Source organism: Polaribacter staleyi (assembly GCF_038024045.1).
GTDB classification, from domain to species: domain Bacteria; phylum Bacteroidota; class Bacteroidia; order Flavobacteriales; family Flavobacteriaceae; genus Polaribacter; species Polaribacter butkevichii.
On the sequence record NZ_CP150665.1, the window covers coordinates 3,242,243 to 3,266,292 of the forward strand.

9 protein-coding genes and 1 tRNA gene are annotated in these 24,050 nt (G+C 33.6%); 8 read left to right on the forward strand and 2 right to left on the reverse strand.

Translation table 11 applies throughout. From position 1 onward, the window contains the following. From WHD07_RS13605 to WHD07_RS13640, 8 genes are all read left to right on the forward strand, one after another. Positions 1–747, forward strand: coding sequence for a Na(+)-translocating NADH-quinone reductase subunit C (locus WHD07_RS13605; protein ID WP_105047446.1), 747 nt, complete (start codon positions 1–3; stop codon positions 745–747). 3 nt (positions 748–750) lie between these two features. Further along, positions 751–1,398 (forward strand): NADH:ubiquinone reductase (Na(+)-transporting) subunit D, encoded by a 648-nt coding sequence (locus WHD07_RS13610; protein ID WP_105047447.1) that lies wholly within the window; start codon positions 751–753, stop codon positions 1,396–1,398. Positions 1,399–1,481: 83 nt separating this feature from the next. After that, on the forward strand, positions 1,482–2,228 hold the full coding sequence (gene nqrE, locus WHD07_RS13615) for an NADH:ubiquinone reductase (Na(+)-transporting) subunit E (protein WP_105047448.1): 747 nt from the start codon (positions 1,482–1,484) through the stop codon (positions 2,226–2,228). A gap of 4 nt (positions 2,229–2,232) precedes the next feature. After that, positions 2,233–3,543, forward strand: coding sequence for an NADH:ubiquinone reductase (Na(+)-transporting) subunit F (gene nqrF, locus WHD07_RS13620; protein ID WP_105047449.1), 1,311 nt, complete (start codon positions 2,233–2,235; stop codon positions 3,541–3,543). 93 nt (positions 3,544–3,636) lie between these two features. Continuing rightward, entirely contained in the window at positions 3,637–4,434 is a 798-nt protein-coding gene (locus WHD07_RS13625) for an alpha/beta hydrolase (protein WP_343328846.1), read from the forward strand. A 53-nt stretch (positions 4,435–4,487) separates the two neighbouring features. Beyond that, positions 4,488–4,937 carry a retropepsin-like aspartic protease gene (locus WHD07_RS13630; protein ID WP_343328847.1) on the forward strand — a complete coding sequence of 150 codons (450 nt, stop codon included), beginning with the start codon at positions 4,488–4,490 and terminating at the stop codon, positions 4,935–4,937. Between the two features lie 21 nt (positions 4,938–4,958). Beyond that, the gene (locus WHD07_RS13635; RefSeq protein ID WP_105047455.1) at positions 4,959–5,408 is read left to right on the forward strand and encodes a GatB/YqeY domain-containing protein; all 450 of its coding nucleotides are present in this window, start codon (positions 4,959–4,961) and stop codon (positions 5,406–5,408) included. Between the two features lie 41 nt (positions 5,409–5,449). Then, positions 5,450–5,526, forward strand: a tRNA-Arg gene (locus WHD07_RS13640). Between the two features lie 116 nt (positions 5,527–5,642). On the opposite strand, the gene WHD07_RS13645 is transcribed toward WHD07_RS13640, so the two are convergent. Together WHD07_RS13645 and WHD07_RS13650 are read right to left on the reverse strand one after the other, a co-directional pair. Next, positions 5,643–12,629 (reverse strand): T9SS type A sorting domain-containing protein, encoded by a 6,987-nt coding sequence (locus tag WHD07_RS13645; RefSeq protein ID WP_343328848.1) that lies wholly within the window; start codon positions 12,627–12,629, stop codon positions 5,643–5,645. Between the two features lie 293 nt (positions 12,630–12,922). Beyond that, on the reverse strand, positions 12,923–23,773 hold the full coding sequence (locus WHD07_RS13650; protein ID WP_343328849.1) for a T9SS type A sorting domain-containing protein: 10,851 nt from the start codon (positions 23,771–23,773) through the stop codon (positions 12,923–12,925). Positions 23,774–24,050 lie beyond the last annotated feature (277 nt).

Sequence of the window (24,050 nt, forward strand, 5' to 3'; positions counted from 1 at the left end):
ATGAGTAAGAGAACAGATAGTAATGTATATACAATAGTTTTTGCTATTGTAATGGTATTAATTGTGGGGTCTTTGTTAGCTACCGTTTTTTCGCTAACCAAACCAACAATTACCACCAACCAAAAGATAGAGAAGCAACAAAACATTCTATATGCAATGGGTGTTAATGATAATGATGAAACAAGTGCAAACTTTGTTTCAACAAAAGTTGCTCAAACAGAATTTTCTAAATACATCAAAAAACAATTAGTTATAGAAGGTGATAAAATTACCGAAAATGACAAAGCGTATTTAATTGATGTTAAAAAAGAACAATCTAAAGCAAAAGAAGGACAAACAAGACGTTTGCCACTTTTTATTGGAGAGAAAGACGGAAAAACATTTTACGTAGCTCCTATTAGAGGTAAAGGTTTATGGGATGCCATTTGGGGATATGTTTCTATGGATGAAAATATGGTTGTACAAGGCGCATATTTTGATCATAAAGGAGAAACACCAGGTTTAGGAGCAAACATCAAACAACGTTTTTTTATGGATGATTTTATTGGTGAGCATTTATTAGATGCTAATGAAAGCTTTGCAGGAATTACTGTAGCCAAAGGGAACAACGATCCAAAGAACGAAGATAAGACAGATAATGAGGTAGATGCAATTGCAGGAGCAACCATTACAGGTAATGGAGTATCTGCAATGATTAAAACTGATTTAAAGCTTTATGTACCTTATTTTAAAACTTTAAAAAAATAATTTATGGGACTTTTATCAAAAAAAGACGCAGCATTAATAACAGATCCATTAGCAGATAATAACCCAATTACTATTCAAGTATTAGGTATTTGTTCTGCATTGGCAATTACAGCAGAATTAAAAGCTTCTATTGTAATGGCATTATCAGTAATGGCAGTTTTGGCTATTGGTAACGTGGTAATTTCTTTAATGCGTAACATTATACCGTCTAAAATTAGAATTATTGTACAACTAGTTGTAGTTGCTGCTTTAGTAATTATTGTAGATTTAGTGTTAAAAGCATTTGCATACGAACTGAGTAAAACACTTTCTGTTTTTGTAGGTTTAATTATTACAAACTGTATTATTATGGGACGTTTTGAAGCTTTTGCTTTGGCAAACGGACCTTGGAAATCTTTCTTAGACGGAATAGGTAATGCAGCAGGGTATGGTTTAATCTTAATCATTGTAGGTTTCTTTAGAGAACTTTTAGGTTCTGGAACTTTATTAGGTCTTAAAGTTTTAGGAGATCCAATAGAAAAAACAGGATTGTATGCTATCGGATATGAAAATAACGGATTTATGTTATTATCACCAATGGCATTGATTGTTTTGGGTATTATTATCTGGATTCAACGTAGTAGAAATAAATCATTAATTGAAGAGAACTAAAAAGTAAGCAGTAAAATCAGTACTCAGTTGGCAGTTAATGCTACTACTGATCACTGCAAACTGCAAACTGAATACTTAAAAATATGGAACATATAGAATTATTTTTCAAATCGATATTTATAGACAACATGGTATTTGCAACCTTTTTAGGGATGTGTTCTTACCTTGCTGTATCTAAAAAAGTATCTACTGCCGTTGGGTTAGGAGCTGCTGTAATTTTTGTATTAGCAGTTACTGTACCTTTAAACTGGTTATTAGATCAGTATATCTTAAAAGAAGGTGCTTTAGTTTGGTTAGATGCTAAATATGGCGTTGATGGTGCAGAAACATTAGATTTAAGTTTCTTATCATTTATCATGTTTATTGCAACGATTGCAACGATGGTACAATTGGTAGAAATTATTGTAGAAAAATTTTCACCATCATTATACAACTCGCTAGGTATTTTCTTACCATTAATTGCTGTTAACTGTGCAATTTTAGGAGGAAGTTTATTTATGCAATCAAGAGAAATACCTTCATTAGGCTTGGCTTTAACTTACGGAGTAGGTTCTGGTATTGGATGGTTTTTAGCTATTTTAGCAATTGCAGCTATTCGTGAAAAAATTAGATACTCTAGCGTACCACCAGCATTAAGAGGATTAGGAATTACCTTTATTATTACTGGTTTAATGGCTATTGGTTTTATGAGTTTTGGAGGTATGTTAACTGGGGGTGATGAAAAAACAGAAGAGGCTCCGAAAGTAGAAGCTAAAGCTGATAAAAAAGACCCTTTAAAGAAAGAAGATGCTAAAGAAATTATAGCAGAAAATACTAAAATAAATAAGTAGTAAGATGATATTAGCAGCAGGTACAACAGGAACCATTATTGCGACGGTAACAGCTTTTTTAATAATAACATTGTTATTAGTAGCATTATTATTATTTGTAAAGCAAAAATTATCTCCTTCTGGTCCGGTAACGATTACCATTAACGGAGAAAAGAAAATTGAAGTTAATTCTGGTAGTTCATTATTAACAACATTAGGAAACGAAAAAATATTTTTACCATCAGCATGTGGTGGTGGAGGTTCTTGTATTCAATGTGAGTGTCATGTTTTAGAAGGTGGTGGAGAAGCATTACCTACTGAAGTACCTCACTTTACAAAGAAAGAACTAAAAGAAGGTATTCGTTTAGCATGTCAAGTAAAAGTAAAACAAGACATGAACATTACCATTCCAGAAGAAGTTTTTGGAATTAAGAAATGGGATGCCGTGGTTGTAAGAAATTATAACGTAGCATCATTTATTAAAGAGTTTGTTGTAGAGATTCCAGAAGATATGGGCTATAGAGCAGGTGGGTATATTCAAATTGAAATTCCTCCTTGTGAAGTAAAATATGCTGATATGGATATTACAGCGCACCCAGAAGAACATGAAACTCCAGATAAATTTGAAGCCGAATGGAACAAATTTAAATTGAGACCTTTAGTAATGAAAAATACTGAAACTGTAGAAAGAGCTTATTCTATGGCTTCTTACCCTGCAGAAGGTAGAGAAATTATGTTAAATGTACGTATTGCTACACCTCCTTTTGATAGAGCTAAAGGTGGATGGATGGATGTAAATCCTGGAGTAGCATCTTCCTACATTTTTAACTTAAAGAAAGGTGATAAATGTGTAATTTCTGGTCCTTATGGTGAATTCTTTATCAACGAGTCTGATGCAGAAATGTTATATGTAGGTGGTGGAGCAGGTATGGCACCAATGCGTTCTCATTTATATCATTTATTCAGAACTTTAAAAACTGGTAGAAAAGTATCTTACTGGTACGGTGGACGTTCTAAAGCAGAGTTATTCTATATAGAACACTTTAGAGCTTTAGAAAAAGATTTCCCTAATTTTAAATTCTTTATTGCATTATCAGATCCATTAGAATCTGATAACTGGAAAGTGAAAAAAGATATTCATGATGAAGCTGGAGATGGTTTTGTTGGGTTTATTCACAATTGTGTAATTGAAAACTATTTAAGTTTACATGAGGCTCCAGAAGATTTAGAATTATATTTCTGTGGACCACCATTAATGAATAAAGCAGTTCAAAAAATGGGTGAAGATTTTGGTCTTTCTGACGAAAATATCCGTTTTGATGATTTTGGAGGATAAGCTTCAAATAGATATAAATTTTAAACCGACACATTTTGTGTCGGTTTTTTTATTGCTTTAAAAGGAGTAATTTCGTGATTAGAATTTATGCTAATGAGTTTTTTGATTTTCCTTTTAATTTTTAGTAGCTTTCTTGTTATACTGGGTCTATTACTTTACTGTTTTCAAGAAAAATTTATATTTCTGAATGATGATTCTTTAGATAAAAAGTATTCGTTTCATTTTTCAAATACGTTTGATGAAGTTTTTATTAATACTGATAATAATAACTACATTAATGCCCTTCACTTTAAACTACCAAAACCCAAAGGTGTTGTTTTATTTTGCCATGGTAATAAAGGGAATTTAACAAAATGGGGAGAGCGGATTTCTTATTTATTAGAATATAATTATGAAGTCTTAGTTTTTGATTATAGAAACTACGGTAAGAGCACTGGCAACTACAATGAGAATAGTATGTATTGTGATGCTTTATCTGTTTACAATCACTTAAAAAAGGATTTTAAAGAAGAAAATATTGTTGTTTATGGCTTTTCATTAGGTGGTACTTTTGCTACAAGGATAGCAGCCGAAAACACTCCAAAAGAATTAGTGTTAGAAGCACCTTTTTACAACTTTAAAAAAGCAGCTAAATTTAAATTTAGATGGTCACCAACATTTTTATTGAAGTATAAATTTAAGTCTGATAAGGATATTGCTAAGGTAACCTCACCGGTTACCATATTTCATGGTAATAAGGATAAAACAACCAGTTTTAAGCAATCTAAAAGGTTATTAGAACAAAATACATCTAGCAGAAATAAATACGTAGAAATTGATGGTGGAACGCATCATAATTTAAAAGAATTTGCTATTTATAATTCGATTCTAAAAGAAATTTTAGAACGATAGCACTTCTTAAAATTTTTAAATTGTATTTTTGATAACTCGAAAGAATAATAAAAATGGGTAGTATCAATAAAATTTTAAAGAAGCGGAAGTATATCAAAATAAAGCTAAAGAAAATTGCTACCAATCATTTAGAATTGAAAGGAACAATTAATGGTGTAAAAGGACGTTTTATTTTAGATACTGGCGCTTCAAACTCGTGTGTTGGATTAGATTTGATAACTCATTTTAATTTGGATGCTCAAGAAAGTGAAACAAAAGCTGCTGGAGCAGGAGCAACGGGTATGGAAACTCAGCAATCTGACAATAACTCTTTAAAAATAGGTGATTGGAAAACAAAGAAATGCCATTTGGTGTTATTTGATTTATCGCATGTAAATACAGCTTTAACACAACACAATGCTAAAGAAGTACACGGAATTATTGGTGCGGATGTTCTACACAAAGGAAAAGCTTTTATAGATTATAATAATAAGGTTTTATACCTAAAAAAAACTAAGAAATAATTAATTTTAAAATAAGATAAAATGAGTTTGCAAAAACAAGTAATGGATAAAATGAAAGAAGCAATGAAAGCAAAAGATACTGTTGCTTTACAAGCTTTAAGAGCGGTTAAATCTGCCTTTTTATTAGCAAAAACAGAAACAGGTGTTCAGGCAGATATTACAGAAGAGCAAGAGTTGAAAATTATTCAGAAACAAGTTAAGCAAAGAAAAGATAGTGCTGCTATTTTTGTAGAACAGGGTCGAGAAGATTTGGCTGCACCTGAATTAGCAGAATTGGCGGTTTTAGAACAGTTTTTACCTGAGGCCCTATCAGAAGACAAAATAGAAGAAGTTGTTATTGCAGCGATTCAAAAATTAGGTGCATCTGGCATGAAAGATATGGGGAAAGTAATGGGAGTTGTTTCTAAAGAATTAGCAGGACAAGCTGATGGGAAAGTAATATCTACTTTAGTAAAAAAGAATTTAATGTAATAAAATAAAAGTATTCTTATTTTGATAAGAATATTTTTTATGGCTCCATAGTTCAACTGAATAGAATATCAGATTTCGGCTCTGAGGGTTGCAGGTTTGAATCCTGCTGGAGTCACCATAAAAAAAAGCCACAATTAAAAAGAAATCATTTCCTTTTAATTGTGGCTTTTTAATTTGTTTAAAATGTTAGTGTATCCCTCAATATTTTAAATTGATGGATACACTATGTATTACTTACTCAATTACAACTTTTTTATTCATTGTACCTTTATTTGTATTTACTTTTACAATGTAAATACCTGTTGGTATTTGATTTTTAATTTCTAATTGATACACTTCTTTTTGTTCTTTAATAGTCCAAAGAGTTACTTTTTTACCAAGGATATCAAATAACTTTACTTTGTAGATTTCTACTGTTTCATTTTTGGAAACTACAATTTTATGAGTGTTATTATCTGCATATATTTTTGTAAAGTTGGGAAGAACATGATCTTCTAAATTAAGGGTACTACTTTCTCTAAAAGCAAGTACAAAACGATCTGTATAAGTCCCTTTTTCTAAGGTTAACGTAATCTTGTTATTGGTAATATTATAGGATTCGCTGGTAAGTTTATCTGTAATATAGATGTTTCTAGTAACATTTTGCAATTCGTCTACCATTATATCTATTTCGCCAGAATAGCCCATTGTTATTTCTAAAGGAACTTCTAGTACGTCTGAGATTTCTTGTACACCCGCAATCGCATATTTATGGTCGTTGTTAGGAAATTTCCAATACATATCTGTAATACCTACACTATAAACTTCAGAATCATACCCCTTATCAAAATCAAAAGAATTGGTTTCTTGAAATGAGATTCCTATTTGATGATGTAGTAATAGGTTTTCTGTGTTTTTGTAATTAAAACCTAGTTTAATAAGTGGTAATGGCTTTGTGTCTGCTACAGTTTTACTACTTTTATGGTTTCCTTTAAAGAAAATAGATTCCGTTTCACTTTCCTTTACAAAGGCTCTCTGACTATTGTAAAAGTTAATTTCACCACCAATATCTCCCACTACAAAGAAACCTTGCCCTATAGGGATAAATGCTTGTGGTTCGTTGTAATCATCGTTACCTAAGCCAGCAGTTCCGTTATTGTTGTTACTAGTTTGATTTATAGTGGCATCTGCTGCTAGTCCCATAGATAAGTTTAGCGTTGCATAGCCACCTACGTAGCCACTAAATATATGACCATCTATTCCATTTACTTCACCGATAGCACTTTTGTGGTGTTCCCAGAAATATAAGGTTTGGTTGATGGAACCTGCGTTATCTGCCATAAACTTTCTAGCATTCATTGCAGAAGGGAAAGGGTTACCAATTAAATAATCTTGTCCTGCGGCTATATCATTAAAAGTTTTAAAATCACCATCATTGGGTGTGCCTATAAAGGTATAGTTTTGTGCTTTTCCAGGGCCTTTAAAAATAAATCCATCACCTCTGTTTATAGGTAATGTTCCATATTTATGTGTCCAGTTAGCTCTACCATTAGAAGCAGGAGCATAGGTGTAAATCCAATAATCAGCTAGTGAAATAGCGTCTGTATTAGTTGAATCGTAAGTACCATCATAACCAGATATAAATTTAATTTCTTTTGGGTTATTTGGATCTGTACCATCTTTTAGTACCTCTTTTATTGTATAAGTAAATTCTGTTGAGTATACTGGAGAACTCATATACCCATATCTAAACTTACTATCTATCTCTGAGTTTTGATCTACTAACAATTTACCAGGAGTGCCTGTAATTGCACTTGTACCTGTATGTGTTTGTACTAATTGAGATGTACCAGCTAAACGAATATCTCCATCTAAAGTAATATCATTCGTAACTACTAATAATTGATCTGTTACTGTTAATTTTTTAGTTGCGTCTACTTTTAGTTTTCTAGCACTTAATCTATTCCCGGTGTGTTCAAAATTTTGATCAATTACTACAGAACGAGATCTGTCTGGAAAACCATTAGTCCAAGTATTACTGCTAGAATTTGAAATAGTTTTATCTACCCTATGTAGCCCCAATAAAGTATTGGCCTCTGTATTAGTAGTTATAATTTCGGAGATTAGCGGATCTTGAGGATGTCTTTTAGTTGTTGCTGTTGCTGGTTCACCTACTTTTTCATAAGTTGGTATTGCATCATCTATAAAAGCAACCCATTCACTAGCTGTATACGTAGCGTTTGGTACTAATGTTTCATCTATACGCACAAAAGCAGTATTGTCTGTTAAACCTTGTATTACATCTATTCTAGAATTATAGGCAATTTCGCTACCATCTTTACCACTTCTTGAAATTGTAATAATATCATTAGTGTTGTCAAAACCAGTAACACCTGCATTGGTAATTGGTGTAACACCTGCTTTTATTTGTGCTGTTACAGAACCAGAAGCTGAAAATAAAATGGAATTACCTGGAGTAATTTCTGTGGTATTTGCTCCTGTGGCTATCCTACTAGTGGTTACACCTGCATTAAATAAATTGATATTGGCAGCATTGGGTACTACAATTTTAGAAGCATCATTATTGGTAACTTCTACCAATTTTTCTCCACTTTTCCAATATACTTGTGTTATCATTGGATTACCACAACCGTTTTTAGCATTGTCTGAAGCATAGGTGTTGTAATTTGTTGCCACAAAAGGATTAAGTGCTGTACCTAAATTTGTATCAGCACTTTCTAAAGTGCCTGCAAAACCATTGGTGCCTACAGGGTCTTCTACAATATCTATTACTGCATTGGGTGTACTTGTATTTGTGTTGATAGTACCATCTCCATTTACAATATCCGCTGTTTTTAATACAGTTGGTGTTGCTGCTTCTAAAGCATCTGGACAACCATCACCATCACTATCTAAATCTAAATGATTTGGAATACTATCTCCATCTGTGTCACATAATAAAGGAGAAAAAGTAAGATTATCTATAAAGATACCTGTAGAAGCTGCTACCGTGCTAGCAAAACTTAAGGTAACTGTTGCTGTTGTAGAAACACCAGAATAGTAATAGGTATTCCATACTACGGTATTAGAAGTTTGTCCTACAACGTCTCCATTGCTTATGCTTGCATTAGAATTTGCTAAAGTAGTAATAACAGTACCGTTTACACTTACTGTAGCTCTATCACTAATATTAATACTTGTATAATCGATGCTAAAATTAAAAGCAGTACCTGGAGCTCCTACATTAATGGCATATTCAATAACTCCATGGCTAACGCCAAACAAATCTATAGATTGTTTGCCTTCTGAAGCATTGTTAAAGTCTCGTAAAATATCTACTGAACCACTAACAACTGTCCAGCCATTTATGTTTGTAAATCCATTAACCCAATCTGTTTCTCCATCTGAACCAGTTCCTGTTAATAATGGCCCTGAATATCCCTGAATATTAGGTGATTCAAAAGAAAGATTACCTATTGCATTTGGACATTCTACAATGTCTAAAATACCATCATTGTCATCATCTAAATCTGTAGCATCAGGTATGCCATCTTTATCTTTATCTAGAATATCTCTATAATCTACATCGCCACCAGTACCAAAATCATTATCCTCATCGCCTAAATTGGTTGCATTTGGTGTGTTTATATCATCATTAACATCTACACCATCATTATTGTTTGTACCTTCAAAATTATCATCTAATCCATCACTATCTGTATCTACACCTAATATTACATTATCGGTATCACCGTTTTCTGCAATATCTAAAATACCATCATTGTCAGCATCTGTGTCTATATAATCTGCATTGTCTAATGTGTCTGTATTTGTAGGTACTAAACCAATACCACCTACTTCATAATTATCATCTACACCATTTTTGTTGAGATCTGTTATTCCGGTACCCATTCCACTAGGAACAATATAGGTGCTAGTTGGTTGTGCTTCTATATTATCGGGAATACCATCGTTATCTGCATCTATGTCTGTATAATCTGGAGTTCCTGAAAGGTCTGTGTTTGTAGGTAAACGAACACCTGTGCCAGAAGAAGTAGGAATACCGTTTGTAGCGGTATTATCTGCATTGTCATCATCATCATCTGCTAATCCATCTCTATTTACATCTACACCACCAGCTTCTATAGCATCTGTAATACCATCATTGTCTGAATCTAAATCTAAACGGTTTGGTATGCCATCTCCATCTGTATCTACATCTGTACAACTGCTTACCACATTTACAATTAATTCTGCCATTTGTACATATTTATTAGCGCCTTCTAATCTAACTCTTACTTTGCTACCATAAGTATCTATGTTGCTAACTGTAATTATTGTGGTAGCCACACCATTGTTATGTGTGTAGAGTACATTGTCATTGTCATCTAAAATCTCTAAAATAAAATTATCCATCAAATAAGTACAACAATCTGTTCTGCTATAAATTACAATATTGTCTATAGTTCTACTTACACCCATTTCTAACAACCACCATGGGTTTGATTGTTTCGTGGTAAGGGAAACAGAACCACTGTTATAATTTCCATTGGTGTTGCCATCTCTTGCTCTACTAGCTACAGCAGTGCCTCCAAAATTTGAGCTTTGTGTTGCTGTACCTCCAATAAAAGGGGTTGTACCTACAGAACCACATTCTATTACATCTAAAATACCATCATTATCATCATCTAGATCTACATTATCATTTACACTATCATTATCAAAATCATTGTCTCTATAATCTACATCGCCTCCTGTTAATACATCATTATCTATATCTGTAAAATTATCTGTTTGTGTATCATCATATTCACCATTAACGTCTGTATAGCCTAAATCTACATCGCCAGTTTCTATAAGATTGTTTAAACCATTTATGCCAAAGGTACCTGTAGATACACCATTACCATCATTTGGTAAGCCACTACCAGATTCTGCAACATCGAAGAAACCATCATTATCTGAATCTAAATCGAAATAATCTGGCACGTCAGCATTATCCGTATTTTGAGGAACAATACCAATAGAACCTGCTCCATCTGAAGTACCATTTGGCGTAGCATCGTAAGCATTGTCTAAACCATCATTGTCAGAATCTGTGCCAGAAGGTTTTACATAACCTGTTGTAGATTGCCCTTCTATATTGTCTGGTATGCCATCATTATCTACATCTAAATCTAAAGAATTAACAATACCATCACCATCAAAATCAACGCCATTACACTTTATGGTAATTCCTTTTATAATAGTTGCACTTGCTGTTGCTGTTATATGCACTTTATAAACGGGGACTGATGGTTGGTAATTAATAGTGCTAAATGAACCTGTTGGAGGTACTGAATAAGTGTCTACTAAATTATCGTTTTCGTCATAACCTTTAATGGTTGGTATTTCATTATTTGCAACACAATCTGTAGCTAAAACTAACTTAACTAAAGGAATTGGAGTAGTGCCATCATTTGGGTCTACAATATGTATGAAAAAACTTCCATAGCCTGCACCATATACAGATCTACCTTGTGTTGAACAAACAGTACCTGTACCTAATGCATTAACTGTTGTTAGGCTAGAAGAGAAAATCATACCAATATTGGTTGCCAATTCATTGGAAATGGTGGATCCTATATAAGATGCCAATAAATTGTCAGATTCAAAAACTGAATTACAAGTAGACTCATTGATATCTAAAATACCATCATTGTCATCATCTATATCACAAATGTCATTTATACCATCTCCATCTGAATCTGATGCTGTGGGAATTCCATCTGTACTTGCTCCTGACAAACATGGGTTTACTCTTGTTCCATAGCGATATCCCGAAATATTAGATATCCCTGGTGTTACAGTTAGAGAACCATCTACTAATCCGTCATTTCCTGTAGAAGTAGTCGCTTCACCTACGTTAATCCATGTTGAGTTAAGTTCTTTTGCAGGGGCAGTAGTACCCAGAGTTCCTGTGTTTTTGCTTAACTGTAAGGTATAACTTATACCTTCTGTTGCATATCCTGTAGGAATTGTAAATACTCCTGCAGAATTTACAGTAGCCGAATATATTAATATACCTGCAGAATTTACTAGATTCACATATAGTCCGTCTCCATTGGTACCTATTCCATTAATATTTGTAGAACCATCTGTGTCATTATAAATAGTACCCGTTATGGATGGTTTTGCCAGTGGTGCGAGTGCAAAAGATTGCAAACGAATGGTATGGATTCTTTCTGTATCATTACTTGGAACTCTGCTAATCGTAAAATTAGAAGGATTGGCAACATTAGTTTGGTAAGCACTTACAAAGTTAATCCCATCTCCTTCATTACTTGGTTTATTAGAAGAAGGCCAGCCAGCAATACCTGTATTATCATTATTAGTAATTTTAAAATTGTTGATTACGGTCCACCCAGAGTTTACCGTTTGGGTTTGATCTTTACTGGTCATACCATAAGAAGAGTAAAGCAAATCACTTGCAGTTCTTCCTATTGGTAGTGTAAAACCACTATTAGAAACTGCCACAGTTGATGAGCTATTAGAGTATGGAACTGTATTTGCAAACCCTGCATAAGTTAAACTATTCGTTCCAGATAAAATAGTAGCCCCCACATTTCCATATACTTCTATGGAAACTAATACCTCATCACTTGAATATTTAGGAGATAACATGCTTGAAAAATCAAATGTTGTGTTACCCGTTGGCAAGCCACCAGAATCTCTTAATGAATAAATATATGCCTCTGTACCAAAATCAGTATTTATCCATGCACTACCTCCTCCATAATTGTAGTTTGTTCGTAAAGTACTTCTTCCAATCATTGGTACACCACCTGCATTTACAGAAAAGAAATCTTCTCCGTAATTAGAGGAAGGCCAGTTGTTACCTTCGTTTGGTGATGGCATTACTCTTTCAAAGAAAAAAGTAACAATCATTAATCGAGAATTACCTGCAGGAATATTCCAGGTAAGTGTGGGTTTACCTGTTGTGCCACTTCCTTTAGCAGACGTAGATGTACTACCTAAAAGTGTAATGTTTTGTGCAGATAATGAAGTAAGGTTTAATAATAATACAATAGTAAAAAGATAAATATTTTTATTAAATAGACTATTACAAGTACTTTTTTTAGAACATAAATTTGTAATTATTATTGAATAAATACTCTTAAAAGTTTGTATATGAAAGCCAGAGGGCACTAATTTGAAACGAACTATTTTTCCGAATAATTTGGTTTCTTTTAGATTTTTCATGAGGTAAGAAAGGTTTTAAAAATGTAAAAATACTTTTTTATTTATTTTATCACCATACTTTTGATTCTTAGATGCTAAATTAGCTATTTTTTTTGTAAATCATTTGTTTTTTAAGCTAGTGCTTTCTTTCTTAGAAGTATATGCTTTGGTTTTAAGTTAACGAGAGTTATAGTAAGTAAAAGTAAAGCCACAATTAAAAAGAAATCATTTCCTTTTAATTGTGGCTTTTTAATTTGTTTAAAATGTTAGTGTATCCCTCAATATTTTAAATTGATGGATACACTATGTATTACTTACTCAATTACAACTTTTTTATTCATTGTACCTTTATTTGTATTTACTTTTACAATGTAAATACCTGTTGGTATTTGATTTTTAATTTCTAATTGATACACTTCTTTTTGTTCTTTAATAGTCCAAAGAGTTACTTTTTTACCAAGGATATCAAATAATTCTACTTTATTGATATTTATTTCTTGATTTTTAGAAATTACAATGTTGTGGTTTTTATTATCAGCAAAAATAGTTGTTTGTTTAGCTAATATATCATTTTCTAAACCAAGTGTTGTATCAGCCGCTGCAGGTGTAAATGCCAAAACAAATCGATCTGTATACGTACCTTCTTTTAATTGATACGTAGCACTCGCATTATTAATTTGCTGCGTTTTACCTGTAAGTTTATCTTTTATAAATACCTCTTGGTTGATGTTGTTAATTTCATCAATGTTGATGGTAATTATACTGTTTTTACTTACCACAATTTCTAATGGTACTTCTAATGCATTTGATATTTCTTGTACTCCTGCAATTACATAACTATTGATGTCGTTTGGAAATTTCCAGTAGAAATCAGTAGGGTTCACATCGTACATTTGAGAATCCGATCCTTGTTCATAAGCAAAAGAATTTCCTTGATTAAAAGAGATTCCAATTTGTCTATGGAAACTGCTTCCAACTGAAGTAGCATAATTCATACCTAGTTTTAAAATAGGAGATCCAACGTTTGCTGTTTTTTCTGATGTTTTCTTTTCGCTTCTTAAAAATACAGAATTCCCAGATCCTTTTGTAACGTAGTCTCTTTGACTATTGTAAAAATTAATTTTCCCTTTCGTTTCCCCTTGTACAAAAAATCCTTGTCCAACTGCAATATAAGGTTCGGGTTTTTTATATGAATTTTTATATGCATCACCACCTGTGTTAGGAGAACAATTAACTACTCCATCTTCATCCTTTATAATTATTTTATCTATAAAAAATGGGTCATTTACAGTGTTAGAGCTAGAGGTAAGTTGAATGTTACTTCCAGATTCTATACAAATAGCAAACTTAATTTCTGTGTAATCTACACTAGCAGGAAGGGTAAAATTACCTCTATCAACATTTTCTATTTTGATATTTATATTTTTATCTAATGGTGATCTATATACAATTCTTAAAGAATCTACACCTCTAGAAATATTAGAAAACTTAATGTAATTATCATTGTTTAAAGACACTACAGAATTACCTGAGCCAACAATAGGTAATATTGCTCCACTTATTTCAAATGCATTTTCAGCTTGAAGTGTAAAGTTAACAGGACCATTTTGGTTTGTTTGATTTGCTGCTGTAGCCATATCTTTATTTTGAGTAGCGTATCCACCAATATATCCTGCAAAATTATGTCCAGCTGTTCCTTTTCCATTATTTTCTCCAACATGTTGCCAAAAATAGAGAGTACCCGTAATAGCAGGATTGTCATCTATAAACTTTCTAGCATTTATAGCAGAAGGGAAGGGGTTTCCTATTAAATAAGATTCTCCTGGATTAATTTCATTTTCTGTTGTAAACTCACCATCATTAGGTGTCCCAGCAAAGGTGTAATTTTGCTTTTGTCCAGGACCTTTGAAGATGTATCCATCACCTCTCTTTATAGTACCATCTCTATATTTATGTTCCCAATTAGATCTTCCATTACTACCTGCTGAATAGGTGTAAACCCAATAATCTGCAATAGAAATACCGCTTGAATTAAAAGAACCATCATATCCTGAAATAAATGTTATGTCTTTAGGGGTATTAGGTGTTGTTCCGTCTTTAAGCACCGTTTCAAGCGAGTACGTATCTTTAGTTACATTGGTAAGTTTGTCTACTGAAGTAACAGGTGAACTCATATAATTGTAACGGTATTTACTGTCTACTTCTGATTTTTGATCTACAAATAATAGACCGTTTCCGGTAACTTTACTTTCATTGATGTGTGTTTGTACTAATTGAGATGTTCCGGCTAAACGAATGTTTCCATTTAAGACAATACTATTTGTAACCACTAATAAATTATCTGTTACTCTTAATTCTTTATCTGCGTTTACCTCTAATTTTCTAGCACTTAGTCTGCTGTTTTCATGATTGTAATATTGATCAATTACAACATAACGAGACCTGTCTGGGTAACCATTACTCCAATTACCATTTTCTCTAACTGTTTTTCTAATTCTATGCAAACCTAATAAGGTATTTGCTTCTGAATTAGAATTGTTTATTTCTGAGATTAACGGATCTTGAGGATGTCTTTTAGTACTCGTATCACCTAAACCATATCCAGATTGATAAGTAGCTATTGCATCGTCTATAAAAACAACCCATTCACTTTCTGTATAAGTAGCATTAGGAACTAACGTTTCATCAATTCTTACAACAGATGTTTTGTTATCAATATTAGAAGCAACATCGTATCTATTTGCCCATGAATTTACATTGCTAAGAGGTGAAAGCGTAATCATATCAACACCACCATCAATATTTGTTAAATCTTCATTAATAATGATGTTTGTAGTCCCTAAATTTGTAATAGAAGAAGCACCACTGTTTTTGAATAAAACAGATTTACCTACTTTTAATTCTAAATTTACAATACCATCAGCGTCTGGTTCTACACCAGTTTGATCTCCTGTTTTATTTTTGTACAATTGAACTCTAATTGTATTTGCAGGGATATCCGTTGTACCTATATTGGTAATTTCTATCCATCTTTCTGTACCAAATTGATATACTTGTGTAATCATGGCATCTGCAGCTTCTGGTGCATCTCTATAATCAAGATCACCAGTACTTGGACTTGCAGGATCAAAGTCATTATCTTCATCTCCAAAAGAATTTTCTAAAGAGGTAAGGTCTGTTACTTTATTATTAGTGTTTACACCATCATTTACAGTAGCACCTGCTATTGTTGAATCGTTATTATCATCAAAAGCATCATCTAAACCATCGTTGTCTGTATCCGTTCCTAATGCAACATTTGCTGTATGTCCGTTTTCTGCAATATCTAAAATACCATCATTGTCTGAATCTGTATCTAAATAATCTGGTATTGCATCATTAGAAATATCAGTGTTTTCTGGAGTTATTGTTATTACTCCTGTAGATAAATTTTCGTAGACATCATCTACACCATTGTTGTTAGTGTCTGTAATACCTGTAGCAACGCCACTTGGAGCAATATAGCCACTAGTAGTTTGTGCTTCTATATTATCAGGAATACCATCATTATCTGCATCGATGTCTAAAAAGTTAGGTATACCATCGCTATCTGCATCTCCTTTTGTGTAAGAGTTAGGGTTACCATCATTATCCGTATCTGATCCTGTAGTAACTAAAGGTGCGTTCTGAACATTATCATCAAACCCATCATTATTGATGTCTGTTGTTAATGTACCATCTGTAGCGATAGCATCTACTTTACCATCTTTATTGGTATCTGTACCACCTGCTTCTATAATGTCTGTAATACCATCGTTGTCTGAATCTAAATCTAAATGATTAGGAATACCATCTCCATCTGTATCACCAGTAAGGTAAGAATTTGGTGTACCATCGTTGTTTGTATCCGTTCCGGTAAGTACTAAAGCATTGTTTTTATTGTTGTCTGTACCAAGTTGACCAACATCACCATCTACAGCATCATCAAATCCATCGTTATCAGTATCGTTTAGAAGTTTACCATTTGCATCAATAGTATCAACTTTACCATTACCGTCAGTATCTACACCACCAGCTTCTATTAAATCTGGAATACCATCATTGTCTGAGTCTAAATCTAGAGCATCTTTAATTCCGTCTCCGTCAGTATCTGGGTTTGTAATTGGAGTTCCTGCCGTAAAACTAGGAGTACTTCCTGATGTGTCTGTACTGTCATAATTATCATCCAATCCGTCATTATCTAAATCGACCATAGAAGTTGGGTCTCCAGAAATTGGGTAATCTACAACACCATCTCCATTTGTATCTACTCCGCCAGCTTCTACGATATCTGGAATACCATCGTTGTCTGAATCTAAATCTACAAAATTAGGAATACCATCATTATCTCTATCACCATTTACGTAAGAATCTGGTTTACCATCATTATTAGTATCAGTACCTGTTAGTATTAAAGCGTTGTCTTGGTCATTAGAAGTACCTGCTACATCACCATCTACAAGGTCATTAAGACCATCGTTGTCAGCATCTACAAAACCATCTGCTAAACCATCACCGTTAGCATCTGTACCACCTGCTTCTACAACATCTGGAATACCATCATTATCTGCATCTAAATCTTGAGCATTTGGTATACCATCACCATCTGAATCTGGGTTTGCAATTGCATTACCATTAGTACCCCCTGTAACATCAGTATCATAACGATCATCTAAACCATCGTTATCTACATCATTTACCAAAGTACCATCAGCATTTATATCATCTACTTTACCATCACCATTTGTATCTACACCACCAGCTTCTACGATATCTGGAATACCATCGTTGTCTGAGTCTAAATCGAAATGATTAGGAATGCCATCACCATCTGTATCATATACATCAGGAATACCATTATTATCACTGTCTGTGTAGTTTGTTGTGCTACCGTCTCCAGTACCATTATTGTCTGTAGTATCTAAATAATTAGGGATACCATCACCATCTTCATCACCCTCTGCATTGTTACCACCATTTTCTATAGTATCAGGAATACCATCATTATCATCATCTAAATCGATGCTATCTGCAATACCGTCATTGTCGTTATCTTTAATGTCTCTATAATCAAGATCACCTGTACCAGGATTAAAGTCATTATCTTCATCTCCAAAAGAATTTTCTAAAGAGGTAAGGTCTGTTACTTTATTATTAGTGTTTACACCATCATTTACAGTAGCACCTGCTATTGTTGAATCGTTATTATCATCAAAAGCATCATCTAAACCATCGTTGTCTGTATCCGTTCCTAATGCAACATTTGCTGTATGTCCATTTTCTGCAATATCTAAAATACCATCATTGTCTGAATCTGTATCTAAATAATCTGGTATTGCATCATTAGAAATATCAGTGTTTTCTGGAGTTATTGTTATTACTCCTGTAGATAAATTTTCGTAAACATCATCTACACCATTGTTGTTAGTGTCTGTGATTCCAGTAGCAACACCACTTGGAGCAATATAGCCACTAGTAGTTTGTGCTTCTATATTATCAGGAATACCATCATTATCTGCATCAATGTCAATAAAATTTAGTTTTCCATCACTATCAGCATCACCTTTTACATAAGAATTTGGTTTTCCATCTAAAGTGGTGTTTGTAGCATCTGAATCTGGCCCTGTAAGTACTAAAACATTTGCAATATTATTAGAAGTACCATTATTGTTGGTGTCTCCATCTACTGCATCATCAAAACCATCATTGTCAGCATCGGTTGTAGTATCTTGTTTACCATCTTTATCACCGTCGGTACCACCTGCTTCTAGAACATCTGTAATACCATCGTTGTCTGAATCTAAGTCTAAATAATCTCTTATTCCGTCTCCATCCGTATCACCAGTTGTAATTGTATAAGGTTTACCATCTGCAACGTCTGAAGAATTTGCTGGATCTTTATCTGTAGCAGTAACTAGTAACGGATTTGTGTTTGCTACTAAAGAATCGTCTGCAATAGCTAAAGAGTTTGTTGGGTCTCCATCTACAACATCATTAAAACCATCCTTATCAGCGTCTACAAAGTTATCTGCAAAACCATCTCCATTTGCATCCGTACCACCAGCTTCTATAACATCTGGAATACCATCGTTATCTGCATCTAAATCTAAGAAATCTCTTATTCCGTCTCCATCTGTATCACCTGTTGGTATTGTGTCTGGAGTACCATTACTGTCATTGTCTATTCCTGTTACTAGTAACGGATTTGTGTTTGTAACTAAAGAATCATCTGCGATGGCTAAAGAATTTGTTGGATCTCCATCTACAACATCATTAAAACCATCATTATCATTGTCTGTAAAACCATCTGCTTTACCATCTCCATTGGTGTCTACACCACCGGCTTCTATAACATCTGGGATACCATCGTTGTCTGCATCTAAATCTACATAATTAGGAAGGCCATCTTTATCTATGTCTCCGTTAGGATATGAGTTTGGTTTACCATCATTATCAGTATCGCTACCTGTTACAACTAAAGCGTTTGCAGTGTTTTCTGAAGTACCATTTTGTCCAACATCACCATCAACAACATCGTTAAAACCATCGTTGTCAGTATCTACAAAGTTATCTGCAATACCGTTTCCGTTTGCATCTGTACCACCTGCCTCTATAACATCTGGAATACCATCATTATCTGAATCTAAATCTTGCGTATTTGGTATACCGTCACCATCAGAATCTGGGTTTGTAATAGCGGTTCCACCATTATCTACATCGTAATGATCGTCTAAACCATCACCGTTAGTGTCATTTATTAAAGTACCATCAGCATTGATAGCATCTACTTTACCATTACCATCAGTATCAACTCCACCAGCTTCTACTAAATCTGGAATACCATCATTATCTGAATCTAAATCGAAAGCATTAGGAATACCATCTCCATCTGTATCTGCACAATTATTAGCAAAAACACTTACAAGGTCTAATGCAGCACCTGCACCTAAAGATCCGCCACTAGGAGGGGTTGCTTTAAATTCTATGGTTGTTTGTGAGTCTATAGCAACAAAAACGGTACTGAAGCGATACCATTTTTTTGGACCAACAATTCCGTTTATATTTCCTTCTGCAATGGCATTTAGGGTTTCGTTAAAAATACTTGAGTTAGATGTATTTTTAATATTTAAATTTAAAGTAACTCCTTGTCCAGTTAAATGTCCAATATCTTCTCCCCAATAAAAACTAAGGGTGTAAGTTGTTCCAGGAACTGTGGAAATTGTTTGAGAAAGGACGTTACTAACACCTCCTGCACTTTTATCATTGTTGCCAAGTACGTCTAGGTATTGTGCACCACTATATGCATCTGCAAAAGTACTAGTTGACCAAGTAGGAGATTCTCCACCAACCCATCCATCTAGGTTTTGAGTGTAGTTCCATCCTTTTAATGTGTTTGTATTGAATGTAGTTCCTATAAAAGTACCAGAAGGATTTGTATCACTGTTTGGAAATTCTGTAGGGCTTGAAAAGTCTTGAAGTTCGAAGTTACCGTTTGTTATTAAATTTCCACAACCTTCATCGGTATCTAAAATACCATCATTATCATCATCTAAATCAAAATAGTCTGCAATACCATCATTATCATTATCGCTAAAATCTCTATAATCTACATCTCCAGTTCCTGGGAAGTTATTGTCCTCATCACCAAAAGCAGTATCTATTTCGCCTGAGTTTGTTACTATTTGTTGACTACTAGAACCATCATTTACGGTAGCACCTGAAGTACCAGAATCGTCATTATCGTCAAAAACATCATTTAAACCATCGTTGTCTTTGTCTGCATTGATGTCTGCAATTTCATTATCTGAATCTCCGTTTTCAATAATATCTGGAATACCATCATTATCTGTATCTGAGTCTAAATAATCTGGAATATTATCGTTATCTGTATCTTCAGGGATTAAACCGGTAGTAGTGTTTTCATAAACATCATCAATACCGTTATTGTTAGTATCTGCGATTCCATTTCCAACACCACTTGGAGCGATATAGCCGCTTGTTGTTTGTGCTTCAATATTATCTGGAATACCATCATTGTCTGCATCAATATCTAAATAATCAGGTAAACTATCTCCGTCTTTGTTCGTTGGTGTATTACCTTCGTTAGCAGAACTAGGAATTCCTGAGGTTGTTGGTGTACTACCCACATTTCCGTCAGCTTTTCCGTCTTTATCATTGTCTATACCTCCAGATTCTAAAACATCAGGGATACCATCATTGTCAGAGTCTAAATCGAAATGATTTGGAATACCGTCACCGTCTGAATCTAAAATTGAAATACTATCTGGATTTACGAAATTACTAATACACTTAAATTCTACTTGATGTTGTCTTCCTACTGCGGTAGCTCCATCTATTCTAGCGACAGCACCTAATCTTATCGTATAAGAAGAACCACTATGTTCTGTAGAGTAGTTAACTTGTGGGTAATTATTTGTAACAGAGGTGTATTCATTATAACCAGCTGTTCCAACAATCCATGAAGTTGGTTGGCTTATTGTTAATTCTGTAGGATTATTTACGACATAATTTATAGGTATTTGCGACCAGTTTTGTTCACCATAACTATAATTACCATCTACATCATTAAAATTAACAAAAAATTTATTTACGATTGCTGGAGTAGTTGTACCGGCCAAAACAAAGTCAAACTTATATTCAGCCCATGCTTGGTCTCCTGTATTTGGTAAACTAAATGATGATTGTGGTTGAAAAGCATTGATATTTCCTGTACTATTATCATCTAATTGAGGTAAAGAAGTTACGTTATGTAAAGCTACAATTGTAACTAAAGCATCAATTCCTGTAGTTACGCCTGGAAATCTAAAAACGTCACCTTGTAAAAAGGTATTAATCTCTCCATCTCCTGACTCTTCAGTATAATTGTTATTGAAATTTAAAATAGTTTCACCATCGCAAGCTGGTTTTCCAGGAGTTATAGCATAACCTTCATCAGTATCTAAAATACCATCATTGTCATCATCTAAATCTACACTATCTGGTACGCCGTCATTATCATTATCATTACAAGTGTTTACATTTGCATCTAGATAGTAAGGGTTTGGTGTAGTGTAACTAGCATCATTTACTATACCAGTTATACTGTTTACACTTGGTGTTCCTGTTCCATAAGTACCATTGTTATCTGCATCTGCATTTACAACGGTACCGTAATAAGCTTCATCTGCATCTCCACAACCATCTCCGTCAGAATCTGTATCTAAGTGATTCGGAATGCCATCTTCGTCTGTATCAATCATACATTTTGCAGAAGAACCATCTACTTGACTTATTTTTGTTGTAAGAAATTTTATGGCAGTATTCCCTAAGTTTTCTTCAGCAACTACATAGGTTAAAATATCTCCGGCATTTAATGTAAGTGTTGCTACATTTGATATACTTGCAGAATTATCATTAAAAGAAGATCCATAAGCATCTCGAACTCCATATTGTTTTACATTATTTAAGTATATAAAAAGGTGGTCGTCTCCATAATTAAGATCAAATTGATAAATACCAGCTTCGTGTTCTGTTATTACTTTTTCAAAATAAACAGCGAAATCATGTCCTCCATCATTAGGTATATTTGAGCCTACAAAATTGTCTATTTCAGGGTTACTTGAAAAATTAATTCCATCTCCTTGATAATCTATAGAAAACCCATTAGTAGTAGCTGCAAACTCATTATAATCAAAGGTTGCAATATTTGTATAAGAATTTGCCGGAAAAGATGTTGATCCATTTAAAAGGTCCCAAGAGTTTGTGTCTGAAATATCATACAAAATTCCTTTAAAACCGGTAAAACTTGTAGCACTTGTTGCAGAGCCACAATCTCCAAGTTCATCAGTATCTAAAATTCCATCATTATCATCATCTAAATCTTTTGAGTCTTCAATTCCATCTCCATCAGTATCTGCAATTACAGAAATTGTAACTCTTGCAAAGTCGCAAGTTGAGCCATTTGGAGCAGGTAAACACACTTGATACTGAAAACTATCTGTACCTGAGAAACCTGGGTTTGGAGTGTATTTAAAAGTACCATCACCATTATCAATTAAAGTTCCATTACTAGGGCCAGAACCTGCAACAGCACTATAAGTAGATCCATTAGGTACTTGGTCATTATCTACAACATTAATATCTAAAGGTTTGTTCCATATATTTTCTGCTCTATCATCAGCTGCATAAGATTGAATTATAAAAAACTTACCATCACCATGATCTTTGGTAGATGCTGCTATTTGTACACTTGTTATTTTTGACCCAGTAGGAGCTATATCATTTAAATAAAATAAAGCAATTCCTATGGTTCCATTATTGTCTACAACGCGGTCTGATAACCAATAATCAGAATCTGTTTGCGGTGGGTTTGTAGCACCTGTTCCTCCTGTTGAACCTCCTGGACCATATTTAGTAGCCGTATTTGGGTTCACAAAAGTTTTACCTAAAGATTGTTCTACAGTGCCACCCACTGGTATACCAAAAACTTCAATATAGTAACAGTTATTAGCATTTCGTTCTGTAATTGCTACAATACCTCCCGTGTTTGAAGGGATTGCAGGGTTATATAATAATGTTTGTCTTTGCGTAGGTGTGGTTTTTATAGCGTCAAAATCGTCACAAATATTTGCTCCGTTTTGTGAAGCTGCAAAATAGTGGTTTAAATTTTTATCTTGAAAAGCAGATAGTGCTTCTGTGTTCCAAACTGTGCTTCCCAAACCATTTATTGAAGAAGCTGGACTAGGTCCACTATCAGATATTGGTATACCCCCGTTTTTCTTAATGTGGTTTGGACTATGACCATTAGGACCTACTTCTGTTAATTGATAACCTGTAGGTGCTACAAATAAACTGTATATTTTACCATCAATAGTAATACTTTTTATTGTAGCAGGGTCATTTTTAGTGTCTTGACTACTTTCTTCCCATTGAAAACTAGCTCCAGTTTGTATGCTTTCTGCATTTTCTTGTGCAGAAACATTTAAAGAAGCTAAGAATAAAAGAGTTGGTAGTATAAGGTAATGAGCCTTATTTAATTTTAGTGTTGATGCTATTTTAAAATTTAGCAAAGCACAATTGGAAGGGTTAAATACATTAAAACGAAATATTCCCCCAAATATTTTCGTTTTTTTTAGATATTTAAACATATAAAAAAAATTTTAAGGCACAAAAGTACTGCTTATTATTTATTCGTGCCATTATTTAGACTCTTCTATGTTGTAAAAATCACTTTTTTTTGATATATTTTAGGTTTATTTATCTTAACGCCCTTTTTAAGGGGGCTTTTGTTGGTTTAATTTCTTTATTTTTAACTGCTTAAGATTTAAAGGGTAGTAGGTTTTGTTCCTTTTTTCTCCCAATTTTTCAAAATAAGTTTAGTAGGTATACCAAATTATTTCGGTTTTATTTGTTTTCTCTTTTTTT